The organism is Aquisalimonas sp. APHAB1-3 (assembly GCF_048323695.1).
Classification (GTDB): domain Bacteria; phylum Pseudomonadota; class Gammaproteobacteria; order Nitrococcales; family Aquisalimonadaceae; genus Aquisalimonas.
Window position 1 is genome coordinate 208,604 of record NZ_JBLWFT010000003.1, and the last position, 13,691, is coordinate 222,294.

At 68.0% G+C, this 13,691-nt stretch carries 11 protein-coding genes; all 11 read right to left on the reverse strand.

Translation table 11 applies throughout. From position 1 onward, the window contains the following. Positions 1-32: 32 nt before the first annotated feature. A complete protein-coding gene (locus tag ACNSTU_RS07955; protein WP_290631838.1) occupies positions 33-1,340 on the reverse strand; it encodes a TRAP transporter large permease in 1,308 nt (435 codons plus the stop codon). Further along, positions 1,337-1,912 (reverse strand): TRAP transporter small permease, encoded by a 576-nt coding sequence (locus tag ACNSTU_RS07960; RefSeq protein ID WP_290631827.1) that lies wholly within the window; start codon positions 1,910-1,912, stop codon positions 1,337-1,339. The genes ACNSTU_RS07955 and ACNSTU_RS07960 overlap by 4 nt, the downstream gene beginning before the upstream one ends. Positions 1,913-1,987: 75 nt before the next feature. After that, positions 1,988-3,184 carry a C4-dicarboxylate TRAP transporter substrate-binding protein gene (locus tag ACNSTU_RS07965; protein WP_290631825.1) on the reverse strand — a complete coding sequence of 399 codons (1,197 nt, stop codon included), beginning with the start codon at positions 3,182-3,184 and terminating at the stop codon, positions 1,988-1,990. A gap of 94 nt (positions 3,185-3,278) precedes the next feature. Next, on the reverse strand, positions 3,279-4,442 hold the full coding sequence (locus tag ACNSTU_RS07970) for an acyl-CoA dehydrogenase family protein (protein ID WP_290631823.1): 1,164 nt from the start codon (positions 4,440-4,442) through the stop codon (positions 3,279-3,281). Between the two features lie 80 nt (positions 4,443-4,522). Beyond that, a complete protein-coding gene (locus ACNSTU_RS07975) occupies positions 4,523-5,683 on the reverse strand; it encodes a C4-dicarboxylate TRAP transporter substrate-binding protein (RefSeq protein ID WP_290631821.1) in 1,161 nt (386 codons plus the stop codon). A gap of 158 nt (positions 5,684-5,841) precedes the next feature. Further along, the gene (locus tag ACNSTU_RS07980; protein WP_290631819.1) at positions 5,842-8,541 is read right to left on the reverse strand and encodes a LuxR C-terminal-related transcriptional regulator; all 2,700 of its coding nucleotides are present in this window, start codon (positions 8,539-8,541) and stop codon (positions 5,842-5,844) included. 54 nt (positions 8,542-8,595) lie between these two features. Beyond that, positions 8,596-9,408, reverse strand: a complete 813-nt coding sequence (locus tag ACNSTU_RS07985) for an enoyl-CoA hydratase-related protein (RefSeq protein ID WP_290631817.1) — start codon at positions 9,406-9,408, stop codon at positions 8,596-8,598. Between the two features lie 3 nt (positions 9,409-9,411). Beyond that, positions 9,412-10,713 carry an acyl-CoA dehydrogenase family protein gene (locus ACNSTU_RS07990; RefSeq protein ID WP_290631815.1) on the reverse strand — a complete coding sequence of 434 codons (1,302 nt, stop codon included), beginning with the start codon at positions 10,711-10,713 and terminating at the stop codon, positions 9,412-9,414. Further along, positions 10,710-11,102: a DUF6285 domain-containing protein gene (locus ACNSTU_RS07995; protein WP_290631813.1), complete on the reverse strand. Its 393-nt coding sequence runs from the start codon at positions 11,100-11,102 to the stop codon at positions 10,710-10,712. Before ACNSTU_RS07995 ends, ACNSTU_RS07990 begins: the two co-directional genes overlap by 4 nt. A 14-nt stretch (positions 11,103-11,116) precedes the next feature. Continuing rightward, positions 11,117-12,127 (reverse strand): phosphotransferase family protein, encoded by a 1,011-nt coding sequence (locus ACNSTU_RS08000; RefSeq protein ID WP_290631812.1) that lies wholly within the window; start codon positions 12,125-12,127, stop codon positions 11,117-11,119. Next, on the reverse strand, positions 12,124-13,674 hold the full coding sequence (locus tag ACNSTU_RS08005; protein ID WP_290631810.1) for an acyl-CoA synthetase: 1,551 nt from the start codon (positions 13,672-13,674) through the stop codon (positions 12,124-12,126). Before ACNSTU_RS08005 ends, ACNSTU_RS08000 begins: the two co-directional genes overlap by 4 nt. Positions 13,675-13,691 lie beyond the last annotated feature (17 nt).

The window sequence follows — 13,691 nt, forward strand, 5'->3', positions numbered from 1 at the left end:
TCTCCCAGTTGTCAGTTGTAGTGGTACGCCGATCAGCTCCCCAGCCCCGGCAGGAACAGGATGATGCCGGGGAACGCGATCAGAATACCCAGCACGATGAAGTCCATCACCAGGAACCAGCCGATGCCCTTGAAGATGGCCGTGGTGCTGACCAGATCCCGGACCACCCCCTTGATCACGAACACGTTCATGCCGATGGGCGGCGTGATCATGCCGATCTCCAGCAGCTTGGTGAGCACAACGCCGAACCACAGCAGGCTGAAGCCAGCGTCGCCCACGATCGGCAGGACGATGGGCAGCGTCAGCAGCATGGCCCCGATGGGCTCCAGGAACATGCCAAGAATCACGTAGACCAGCACGATCCCCAGCAGCAGGATCATGGGATCCGGGCTCACGCCGATAATGGTGGTGGACAGGAAATCGCCGGCGCCGGAGAGGGACAGAAAGCGCGTGAGCAGATTGGCACCGATGGCGATGACCATGAGCGCGGCGGTGGTCAGCACCGTCTCCAGGATGGCGTTGCGGAAGCGCTCCCACGTCATGGAGCGCTTGATGATCGCCACCAGACAGGCCAGGAACGCGCCCACGGCACCCGCCTCGGTGGGCGTGAACACGCCGCTGAACAGGCCGCCGAAGATGCCGATCATGATCAGCAGCACCGGCCAGGTGTCCTTCAGGGCCGCGATTTTCTCGCTAAGCGGGATGTTCTCGTTCAGCGGCGGGGCGAGCTCCGGCTTGAGCTTCACCCGTACCAGCACGACGATCACGTAGCCGATGGCCGTGAGAATGCCGGCGCTGATACCGCCCAGGAACAGCGCCCGGATCGACTCCTGGGCGATGATGCCGTAGAGAATCATGATGATGGACGGCGGGATCAGCGCACCGATGGTGCCGGCCACGGCCACGGTGCCGGTGGCCAGCTCCGGGTGGTACCGGTGGCGCATCATCTCCGGCACGGCGATCCGGCCCATGGCCGCCGAGCACGCCACCGACGACCCAGATACCGCCGCGAACCCGGCCGAACCGAAGATGGACGCGATGGCGAGCCCGCCGGGCAGGCCCGACAGCCACAGCCGCGCCGCCCGGAACATGCCCTGGGTCAGCTGCGTGTGGTAACAGATGAACCCCAGCAGCAGGAACATGGGCACCGAACTCAATACCCAGCTGGAGGCGAAGCTGTAGGGAATGTTCCCCAGCACGCCCCAGGCGATGTTCCACCCCACCATGTACCACAGCCCGCCGAACGACACGCCGATCAGCGCGACGCCCACGGGCACCCGCAGGGCGAGTAGCACCAGGAGAATACCGAGGCCGTAGAGGCCGATCTCCACATCACTCACGGGCGCCCCTCCCCGTCGTCGGAGGAGAACCGGTCATCGCTGGCGAGATCCTCCGGCCGCGCCCGGACCTCATCCAGCCCGGAGCGGGCGCCGAACAGGTAGACGAGGAACTTGTAGACCAGCACCACCGTCATCAGCCCGCAGCCGATGGGTAAGGCATACGCGGTGGGCCATACGGGAATGGAGGTATCCGCCTGAACAACCATGGAGCCGATGTCCTGTTTGGTGCGCGCCTCCTCCCAGGTGCGCACCGACAACAGGCCGAAGACCGTGGCGGAGAACACCAGCACCAGCCCGTTCAGGTGCTTCTGCAACACCTCGGGCATCATCTCCGTGACCACTTCCACGGAGATGTGCGCCCCCTTCTGCTCGGCGAATGCCAGTGGCACGAAAGCGGCGATCAGCATGTAGTAGTAGGCGACGATGGTGATGGTGCCCGGCAGCGGCGCACTGAAGAAATAGCGGCCGATCACGTCAGCGGTGACGTGCAGCATCATCAACGCGATGGCGAGCCCGCCGAGAATGGTGGTGAAGTCAGTGATGCGCGACAGCAAGCGGCCGATCGTGTACATGCCCCGCCCCCGGAGATTGCGGCAACGTCTCACGGACGCCGGCGCGGCGGGTCAGCCGCCACGCCGGCACAATGGTTACTCGCCGTAGGACTCGAGATCGACGCGCGAGAAGACCTGGTCCCAGTAGAGGCGGGCCAGCTCGTCGCTGGAGTCCACGCCCTGCACCCGCTCGATCCACTCCTCGAGAATACCTCGGAAGTCCTCGATCATCTCCTCGGCCCGCTCTACACCATGGTTCTCGCGGTAGTTCTCCGCGATGCGCTCCATGTCCGCCTCGATGAAGGCAACGGTGTCGTCCACCAGACCGTCGTCCGGCTCGTGGACGGTGATCTTGTCCATGTCGCGGACCTTCTGCATGTTCTCCTGGTGACCCTGTTCGTACACCCAGCTCATCTCCGCCGACATCACCGCCGACGCGCGCATGAGCGCTTCGCGCTGGTCGCCGTCCAGGCTCTGCCACGTCTGCATGTTGAGGTTGTTGCTGCCGACACCGCCGAACACACCGCCGGGCATGTCCACGGTGATGTCCTCGATCACCTCGATGAGATTGACGATGGTCAGCTCCGGGGTGGAGTGCACGCTGCAGTCCACGGCGCCCTGGCTCAGGGCTTCGTAGGTCTCGTGCTGGGACAGCGACACCGGCGAGGCACCCATCTCGCGAACCCAGCGCGACCACTGGGCACCGCCGACGCGCATGCGTTTGCCGCTGAGATCATCGCTGCTGGTCACCTCGCCATTGCACAGCAGGTAGTAGGGCGAGGTGGCCGCCGACCCGGCGAATACCTGGTTCTGCGCCCGGAACTCGTCGTGGCATTCCGGGCAGTGATGAAAGATGAACTCCGACATGGCGCCGCCGTAGGCGAGGCCTGACTTGTCCACTGATTCGCCACCCACTTCCAGCAGCATGGACAGCTCCGCCGCCAGGTTGGAGCTGGGGTACTCGGACGGGAAGTACGGCAACAGCAGAATGCTGCTGTCCGCCGTGCCGTCACGCAGGCCGGTGGAGCTCTCGTCGAATTCCAGCAGCGAGCGGGGGAAGACTCGCGCGGTCAGCTCACCGCCGGAGTACTCCTCCAGCGCGTCGGCGTAACGGTTGGCGGCGTCGGCGCCAAGAGAGCCGTCGGCGTAACCGATGGCGAAGTTGAGCTGGCGTGCATCCGCGGCCGCGCTCATCGCCACGCCGGCGACCAGGGCTGGCAACACTGCCAGAAGTCGTTTTCCAGTTCGATGCGTTCCGGTCCCCATGATGATCTCCTCCAGACGTCTCGTCATTGTTATCGCCAGCAGCCGTCTTCTGTGGACGGCGCTCTCCTTGGGCATCCTCGGATACTGGCTGGTGACTGCGCCTCGTCCGAAACGACGATATTCATCCCGATCGACGCTCATCCAGGCCAAGACCCCGGCCGATGATCTCCTTCATGATCTCGGACGTGCCGGCGTAGACGCGGGAGATGCGCGCGTCGGTGTACATGCGGCAGATGCGGTACTCCTCCATGTAGCCGGCGCCACCGTGAAGCTGCACGCACGCGTCCAGCACCTCGCCCTCCAGCTCGCTGGCCGCCAGCTTGGCGCCGGACGCGGCCTCGGCATCCAGCGCCTGGTCATTGGCCAGCATGACGCACTGATCCACCAGCGCCTGCACCGCGTCCAGCCGGGCGCGCAGGTCCGCCATGACGAAGCGGCTGTTCTGGAACGTGCCGATGGGGCGACCGAAGGCGCGGCGCTCCTTGATGTACTCCAGGGTGATGTCGAAGGCGACCTGGGCATGGGCGATGGAGGTGATGGCGCTCATCAGCCGCTCCACCGCCAGACACTCCGCCATGTGCCGGAAGCCCCTGCCCACCTCGCCCAGCAGGTTCTCCTTCGGCAGCCGCACGTCGTCGAAGAACAGCTCGGCGGTGTCCTGGGCGTGCAGGCCCATCTTCTGCAGCCGCCGCCCGCGCTCGAACCCGGGCATGCCGCGCTCCACCACGAACAGGCTGATACCGTGGCGGCTGTCCGGGTCGGTGCGCGCGGCCACCACCACGAGATCCGCGAGAATGCCGTTGGAGATGTAGGTCTTGGCGCCGTTGAGGAGCCAGTGGTCGCCCCGGTCTTCGGCGCGGGTCCGGATCGCCGCAAGATCGCTGCCGGTGCCGGGCTCGGTCATGGCGATGGCGAGAATCGCGTCGCCCCGCACCGCCGGGGGGATGAAGCGCTGCTTCTGCTCCGGCGTGGCGTAGCGATCGAGGTAGGGGCCCACCAGCATGGAGTGGGCGTTGTGGAAGAAGCCGATCTCGCCGTGGCGGATCGTCTCTTCCTGCAGGATCTGATCGTAGCGGATGTCGCGAACGCCGGCACCGCCGTAGTCGTCTTCCGCCCACATGAGCAGAAACCCCTGCTCGCCGAGCGCCTGGAAGGCATCGCGGTCCACATGGCCCTGTTCGCGCCAGGCGGCGGCGCGCGGCCCGATCCGCTCGCGCATGAAGCGGCTGGCAACGTCCCGGAACTGCACGTGTTCCGGGGTGAAGATGGTTCTCGGCATACCCATGGGCAACTCCCCGGGGCGGATGTGACGGGCGAACGCGCGGAGCGACCCGGACCGATCCGGTGCCGCTCCGCCCGGTGGCGCTACATGCCGTAGCTGTCCACGTCCACTTTCGAGGAGACCTCGTCCCAGTAGAGCCGGGCGAGCTCGTCGGCGTCGTCCACGTCCTCCACCAGCTTCAGCCAGCGGTCCAGCAGCGGCCGGAACTCCGCGATCATCTCCTCCGCCCGATCGACGCCCCGCTCCTGATAGCGGCTGGCGATGGTCTCGAGATCCTCGCGGATGAAGTCGTGGGAGGCCTCCAGCAGCGCGTCATCGGGCTCGTGAATGGCGATGCCCTCCTGCTCGGCCAGGGTATGGTTGGCGATGTCCTCCTCGGCGTAGAGGTAGCTGAGCTCCGCCGACATCACCGTGGCCGCACGCATCAGGGCTTCGCGCCCGTCGGTGTCGAGACTGCGCCAGGTGTCCAGGTTCAGGCTCGCCGGGCTGCTGCCGCCGTAGGCGCCGCCCGGCACCTGCACGGTGATGTCCGTGGCCACGTCGGACAGGCTGAAGATGGTCAGACCGGTGAGATCGATGGAGGCGCAGTCAAGCACCCCCTGGCTCAGCGCCTCGTACATGTCGTTCACGGACATGGACACCGACGACGCCCCCAGGGCATCCGCCCACCGCGACCACTGCGCACCGCCGGCACGCACGCGGGTCCCCTGCAGATCATCCAGGGAGGTCACCTCCTCGGTGCAGATCAGGTGATAGGAGGTGCTGGACGACCCCCCGAGGAAGAGCTGGTTCTGGGCTTCGAACTCCTCGACGCACTCGGGGCAGTGATTGAAGATGAACTCCGACATGGCGCCGGCGTAGGCCAGCCCTTCGTGGCCCGGGGTGCGCTCGTCGGCCAGCTCCAGCGCCATGGAGATCTCGGCGACCATGTTGGCGTGGGGGTACTCGGACTGGAAATAGGGCAGCAGCACGAAGGCGCTGTCGGCGATGCCGTCGCGAACGCCGGACGACGCCTCCTCGAAATCCAGCAGTGACAGCGGGAACACCCGGGCGCTGAGGGCACCGTCGGAGTATTCCTCCACGGCATCGGCCCAGCGCTCGGCCGCTTCAATGCCGATGGAGCCATCGGGGTAACCGCTGGCGTAGTTCAACTGCCGGGCATCGGCCGCCGAGGCCCCGCCCAGCAGCAGGCCGGCCGCCACGAGAGCGGAAGCGGACACGCGCGTTATCGTCGTTGTGGTCATGGTGACTTCTCCTCCAGGTTCCGCCGACCCGCCCGCCCCGACTGACGACACGCCAGCCAGGGGAGGTGACGGCATGGGAGCAGTCTAGAAACGGGGGCGTGCGGCAGAATCGTCCGAAGCGACGAATCACCGTCCATTCACGGCAGGACCCCGGGAGTTCAGTCGACCAGACCGAGGCGCCGGGCGATGGCCACGGCCTCGGTGCGGTTGCGGGCATCCAGCTTGGCGTTGATGTTGCGCAGGTGGGTGCGCACGGTGCTCTCGGAGACGAACAACATGGCGGCGATGCCGCTGTTGGAGTTGCCCCCGGCGAGCTGCTCCAGCACCCGCACCTCCTTGGGCGTGAGCGGCTCCGGCATCGCACCGGCGGCGCAGGCGCCCGTGGCGCCATGTTCACTGAGCCCGCAGGCGGCGTACAACCGTTCACGGTACTCAGCGGGCAGGTCGGCCCCGGCACGGCTGGTAGTGAACGCCCGCACCGGGCCGGTGACCACATCGCCCTCGTCGGCGATGATGCGCACAAACCCTTCGTCGGCCGCGAAGCGCAGGGCGGGCTCCAGCTCCGCCATGGCGCCCTCGTCGTCGCCGGCGCGCGCCAGCGCCGCCGCCAGCAGCAGCCGCAGCTTCAGAGCACGGCGGTGGCGGCGATTGCGCTCGGTCTCGCTGACGGCCTGACGCAGCGGTGCCACCGCCCGGTCGGGCCGGGAGCCGTGCACCAGTAGTCGCAGGCGCGCCAGCGCCAGGGTTTCGATGTCATTGCCCAGGGCGGAATAGGGGGTGACCCGCGCCCACAACGCCCGGTCACGGGCACGCAGGTACTCGTTGCGGGCACCGTGCAAATCGCCTTGGATCAGGCAGTGGCGTAGCCGCTCCAGCCGGGCGCTGGAGACCACCCGGGGAAGCTGCCCCTCGTAGCCCAGGTATTCCAGATCGGTGAGGAGCTGGAACGCACTCTCCGCGTCCCCGCGCAGGGCGGCGATCCGCGACATGGTGACGTGGGCGCTGATCATCTGATCGGGCAGCCGCACCCCACGCACCAGCGGCACGTAGACATTGAGCAACCGCTCGGCCTGATCCAGCGCATTGGTCTCGTAGAGCACCTCCGCCAGGGGCACGCCGGCCATGACATTGCCGTTGGTGTCGAAGCGGCGGTGGCCGTGCTGGGTTCCCGCGGCCACGCGGAAGCGCTGGGTGGCCTGGCGCAGCCGCCCGCGCAGCAGATCGATGGTGGCTTCCACCACTTCGGAGTAGATCATGTTGAAGCGGCCGGTACCGACGTCCTGCGCCAGCCGGGACGCCTCCAGCAGCTCGCGCGACTCCCGGTAGCGCCCCTTGATCATCGCCAGATAGGCCGCGGAGTTGGCGAGCATGCTGTAGGGGAAGTTCACCCCCGCCTCCAGTTCCTGGAGATTGGCCATGGCTTCGTCGTAGGCCTGCTCCACGTGATCCATCATGGTCAGCAACATGGGCCGCACCGACAGCACGTGGGCGCGCGTCCCGGCATCCATATCGCCATGATCCATGCGTGCGAGAATGGCCATGCCCTCCTTGTAGCCACGGCTGAACGCCAGCGCCCACACGTGGACCACCCGCAACCGGGGGTGGGCATCCAGCGCCTCGGCCGGGAGCGCACCCAGCCAGCGCGACAGCAACCGGAACCGCCCCTCCATGAGCAATTGCTCGGCGTTGTCCAGCAGAATGGCAACGGCGGTGTCGGACTCATCGGACGCCAGCGCATGTTCCACCGCCGGAATGGGCCGCCCCCGCTCGCGATACCAGTCGGCAGCGGCGCGGTGCAGGGCGGCGACCTCCCCGGGCTGCTGCCGGTCAAGCTGGCTGCGCAGAAAGTCCCGGAACAGGCTGTGGTAGCGGTACCAGCTGCGGTCGTCGCTCAGCGGCAGCAGGAACAGATTGCGCCGCTCCAGCTCCTCCAGCATGCCGGCGCCATCCGCGCCCCCCGCCACGGCGTTGCATAGGTCACCGTTCAACTGGTGCAGCACGCTGGTGCGCAGGAGAAAGGTCTGCAGCGGCTCCGGCAGATTCGCGAACACGTCCTCGGCCAGGTAATCGGCAATGGCGGCACTGGAGCCGGAGAAGCCCTCCAGGAACGCGCCGGCGTCTGCACGCCGCTCCACGGCCATGGAGGCAAGCCACAGCGCTGCCGCCCACCCCTCCGTGGACTCGTGCAGACGCGCCACCTGGTTGGCGTCCAGGCTGAGCCCGCGATGATCGCGCAGGAAGTGGGTGGTCTCATCAATGGAGAAACGCAGGTCTGCCGGCTCCACCTCCAGCAGCAGGCCCCGGGCCCGGAGGCGGCCGAACCCAAGCTCCGGCACGGTGCGCGAGCCGAGGATCAGCTGGCTGCCTGGCGGGATATGGTCCACCAACTCCCGGACCAGCCCCAGCACGGTGGAGTTCTGCACCGACTCGAACTCGTCGATGAACAGCGAGAACGGCACGGCGCAGCTGGCGACGCGGTCCATGAGTTCCAGCGCGAGCTCGCCGCTGGCCTCGTCCCGGAGCTGCAGGTGGGCAGAGGCCGGTTCACGCTGACTGCCGCCCCCCGCGACGATGCGGTCCAGCGCCGCGGACAGGAACGCGAGAAAGCGATTGACGTCGTTGTCGGCCGGGTCGGCGGTGAGCCAGGCGGTGGCCACCTGCCGCGCCTCGCAGGCATCACGGGCCTGCTGCATGACCGTGGTCTTGCCGAACCCTGCCGGCGCACGAATCAGCACCAGACGGCTGTCCCGGTCATCGGCGATCCGCTCGACCACAGCAGCTCGCCGCACCTGAAACCGGGCGGTCAGGGGCGGGCGCAGCTTGGACAGCAGTAGTGATGGCGGCTGGTGCGTATTCACAGGCCGTCACTTATAGCACACCGCCCCTTTCGCTGGGCAGGGGGCGCCCGGGATTCAGCCGCCGCGCTCCCCGAACCGCGGCGCGCGCTTCTCCATGAACGCGGCGACGCCCTCGTGGAACGCGTCCCGGTTCAGCAGGCCGCGCTGGTGCTCGCCCTCGTAGTCCAGCTGCGCCGGGAGGCTGTTGTGCTCCGAGGCCGCGAACGCTTCCCGCACCCGGCGCACCACGTCCGGCGGGCCGGCGGCAAGCCGTGACGCCACCGCGCGGGCATCATCCAGAAGGGCGTCATCGTCGGTACACGCCCAGATCAGCCCCCAGTTGGCAGCGTCTTCGGCGGGCAGGCGGTCACCCAGCAGGGTCAGCCCCAGGGCGCGCGCGCGCCCGATCAGGCGCGGCATGTGCCAGGTCGCCCCCAAGTCCGGGAGAATGCCCAGGTTGGGCACAAACGGAAGCAGGAAATAGGCCGAGCGCCGGGCGAGCACCACGTCGGCGGCCAGGGCCAGGCTTGCGCCCGCACCGGCCGCCGCGCCATTGACGGCAGCCACCACCGGCACCGGCAGTGCCTGGATGTCGCAGATCAGCGGATGGGAGAGCCGGTCCATGACGTCGCCCACGGCGTCGCCGAAGCTCTGTTCGCCGGCATCGCCCCAGAGCTTGTCCAGCTCGGCGCCGGCGCAGAAGCCGTCACCGGCGCCGGTGATCACCAGGGCGCGCACGCCAGTATCGGCGGCCACTTCGGCCAGCGCGGCGCGCATCTCCTCCTGCATGGGAATGGAGAGCGCGTTGCGCTTGTCCGGCCGGTTCAGGGTGAGCCAGGCGATGCCGTCGGCACGCTCCAGGGTAATGGTCTCGAAGGTGCTGCTCATGAATCACTCCACGGTTGCGTCAGCGTCGCGCCACTTCCCCGGCCCCGTGTACCCGAACAGGTAGCCGGCCACCTTGCGGATCTGGATTTCCTCGGATCCTTCGGTGATGCGGTAACGGCGGTGATGACGGTAGATGTGCTCGAAGGGCTGGTGACGCGAGTAGCCGAGCGCGCCGAAAACCTGCATGGCGCGGTCGGCCGCCTCGCAGCAAAGCCGGTTCGCCCGGTAGTTGCACATGGCCACCCGGTCCGAGAGGCGGCGCTCGATCTCCAGCTTGGGCATGGTGTCCATCTGCCAGGCAGTCTGCCGGATCAGCAACCGCAGCATTTCCGCCTCGGTGGCCAGCTCCACCAGCGGGAACTGAATGGCCTGGTTCTTCGCCAGCGCCTGGCCGAAGGGCTTGCGCCGGCGGGCGTAGGTCACGCTTTCGTTGATGCAGTACTGGGCCGCGCCAAGGCTTGAAGCGGCCTGGCGGATGCGGTTTTCGTGCACTACATGCTGCGCCACCGCGAGCCCGTCACCGGCGGCGCCGAGGATGGCGTCATCCGGCACCCAGACGTCGGTGAAACTCACCCGCGGGTGGTCGGTGGGCATGTTGAACGTCCACAGGTACTCCTCGATCACCACACCGGGGGCGTCCGCCGGCACGATGAAGGCGGTGATACCGCTGGCGTCCCCGGCGTTGCCGTGGGTTCGGGCGAACACGACGCAGTGGGTGGCCAGGTGCATACCCGTGGTCCACATCTTCTCGCCGTCGATCCGCCAGCCGTCGACGCCGTCGCGCGCCTCCGGCACCGCTGCCGTTTCCATGTGGGTGGCATCTGAGCCGTGATCCGGCTCGGTGAGGCCGAACGCCAGGTGCAGGTGCTCGTCCAGCATGCCGTGGATGAACGCCTGCTGCTGCGCATGGGTGCCGAAGTCCCGGAACAGCAGCACGAACGGATTGTTGGCGACGATGGAGTGCTCGTTCTGCAGGTCGTTGTGCAACCCCAGCCCCCGCGCCGCCAGGTGCTCGCGGATGGCGGTCATGGCCAGATGGGAGCCGTCCTGCCCCCCGTACTCCCGGGGCAGCGGGAAGCGCAGGTGGCCGGCCCGGTCGGCACGCCGGCGCGCCTCGGCCAGCAGCGCCTCCCACTCCGGCCGTGGCAGCCCGCCCCGCTCGAAATCGGTGCGCGCCCACTCGCGGCGGTGGTCGAAGAAGCGCTGATTGTCGTCCTGCAGTTCCAGGGGCCGGATCGCGTCCTCGATGAAGGCGTCCAGCTCCTGCAGGTAATCGGTGATGGCATCGGGCAGATCGAAGTTCATGTCTGGCGACTCTCGTTCAGCTCTTCCAGGGTGCGCCGGTAGGCGGAGTAGTTGGGCTGGTCCACGGCCATGGCGTTGAGGGTGCTGGCCCAGAGGTAGTCCTGCAGGCTGCCGCTGTCGAGCGGGATGCGCCCGTCGGCGATGCGTTCGCACAACTGCTCCACCAGCGTGTTGTTGGTGCCCCGGCGGCCCAGAAGGGCTTCCAGCTTGACCCGCTCCTCCAGTTCCGCTGTCAGCCCGTGCTCGATCTCACGGCGGACGATGGCCAGCGCCCGGGCAGCCACCCGGGTGTGGAACGCCAGCCGCCCCTCGGTGGCGGGCACCACGTCGTTCTCCAGGAACTCGATCACGCCAGCGATCAGGTCTTCCGCGCCGGGCTGTTCACGCATCGCCTCTCCTCCCCTCAGGCGCTCCGGATGGGCACCAGCAGTCGCAACAGGTCGATGGCGGTCTCGGACGCCCGGCGGCCGATGGCGGCCCGTTCCACCGAACGGTCACGCCCCTCCCGGTAGGCCCGCGCCATGCTGCCGCAGATCACGCCCCACCGAAGCGTGCCGTAGACTTCCCAGTAGTGGACGCGCTCCCGGTCTACCGGAGCACCGCCCGCGGCGCGGTAGGCGGCGTAGAAGGCGTCCCGGTCGCCGAAGCCGCCCACGGGCTTGTCCATGTTGCCGAACCGCCACGAGTTCACGCAGATCCAGCCGATGTCTTCCATGGGATCGCCCACGTGGGCGACCTCCCAGTCCAGCACCGCCCGCAGCCCCTCGGCGCCCACTACGAAGTTGCCGTTGCGGAAATCACCGTGCAGAAGCACGGGCGCATCCGGGTCGGGCGGCCGGTTTTCACGCAACCAGCGGAAGGCGTACTCGAAGACCGGGCGCGGGACGCCCTGAGCCCGGTACTCGGCGTACTGGTCATCCAGTTGCGTAGCAATGTCCGGACGTGGGACGGCGGCCGGCAGCGCCGCCGTGGGCACGGCATGGATGCGCGCCAACACGTCTGCGCACTGGGCGGCGAGTCGCTCCCGCGCACCGGCGTACTCGGCGTCGCGCAGGATGCGCCGGGGGATGGTCTCGCCATCGATCCGGTCCATCACGTAGCCGACACCCAGCCCGTCGTCCGGCTGCAGGCGCAGCCGCACATGCGGGACGGGCACACCACAGTCGGCGACCGCATCCACCACGGCCGCCTCGGTGTCCAGACCCAGGGCACCGAGCTCGTCCGACTGGTTCCATGCGCCGGCAAGGCGCATGATCAGCGGCTCGCGCGCATCCGCGGTCTCGGCATCAAAGGCCCAGATCGCCTGGCTGGCACCGCCGCTGACGCGCGTGACGCTGGTCGCCCTGCCGCCCGGGAGAATGCTCCCGGCCAGGGCATCGAGCGCCTGCTGCCAGTCGCCGTCCTGCGCCGTCATACCCGCCGCTCGCGCCCCTGCCAGTGGGGTTCACGCAGCTTGTACTTGAGCAGCTTGCCGGCGGCGGAAAGCGGCAGTTCGTCGCGCACTTCCAGGCTGCGCGGGCACTTGAACCTTCCGATCAGCGCGCTGCAATGCCGGAAGAGCGCATCCTGATCCAGCTCGGCGCCATCGCGCAGCACCACCACCGCGTGGACGCGCTCGCCGAAATCCTCGTCCGGGACGCCGATGACGGCACAGGCCACCACGTCGGGATACTGCAGGACGGCGTCCTCCACTTCGGCGGAATAAACGTTCTCGCCACCGGTGACAATCATGTCCTTGAGCCGGTCCACCACGAACAGAAAACCGTCTTCATCCATGCGGCCGCCGTCGCCGGTGTGCATCCAGCCATCGCGCAGCGCCTCGGCGGTCTGCTCCGGCTTGCCCCAGTAACCCTGCATGACCGTGGGGCCGCGCACGGCGATCTCCCCCACCTCGCCCACCGGCACGTCGTCACCCGACGGGTCCACCACCCGCAGTTCGGCGGTGCTGATGGGGCGACCGGCGGAGTGCAGCTTGCCGGCCTTGCGGCCTTCGCTGGTATGGCACCAGCCGGGCAGCAGCGTCGCCACCGGAGAGAGCTCGGTCATGCCGTAGAGTTGGATGAACTCTGCGGCGGGAAACGCGGTGGTAGCGCGCTCCAGCAGCGACGAGTCGATGGGCGCCGCACCGTAGAGCATGATCCGCAGGGTACTGGTGTCGTGTTGCCGGAACGCCGGGTCGTCGAGAACGCGACCGATCATGGTCGGCACGAGAAAGGTCTCCTGGACCTGCTCTGCCTCGATGGCTTGCAGCACCGACACCGGGTCGAACTGCGGAATGACCACGTGGGTGCCGAGCCGCGCGGAGACCTGCACGGTGAGTCCGGTGCCGCCGATGTGGAACATGGGCGCGGCGTGGAGCGCCACGGCGCGATCCGGCCGGTGGCCTGCCGCCAGCGTGCCCAGGGCGCCGCTGTAGATGTTGGCGTGGCTGAGCATCACGCCCTTGGGCTTGCCGGTGGTGCCGCCGGTATAGAACACACCGGCCAGGTCATCGCCGCCGCGCATGGCGTCCTGAGCGGCGTCGGCGGCGGCGATGAGCGCCTCGTAGTCGAGCGCGCCGTCACCATCGCCGCCATCCAGATCAATGACGGTACGCAGCGACCGGGACTGCTGCCGCACCGCGGGAATGTGCTCCCGGAAGGTGGCGTCCACCAGCAGGATTCGGGTATCGCAGTCATCCAGGGAGTAGGCGATCTCCGCGGGACTCCAGCGGATGTTCACGGGATTGATGACGCCGCCGGCCCAGACCACACCGTAGAAGAACTCCAGATACCGGTCGGAATTCAGGGCCAGAATGCCGACACGGTCGCCGGCCTGCATCCCCTGTGCCTGCAGGGCGGCGGCCAGCCGGGCGACACGGCTGACGAATCCGGCCCAGGTCCGGCGACGCTCACCGAAGACGGTGGCCGTGGCACCGGGGCTTTCACGCAGGGACTTGTGCAGGGGCTGGGTCAGGTACATGGCTCTCCTCGCTCATT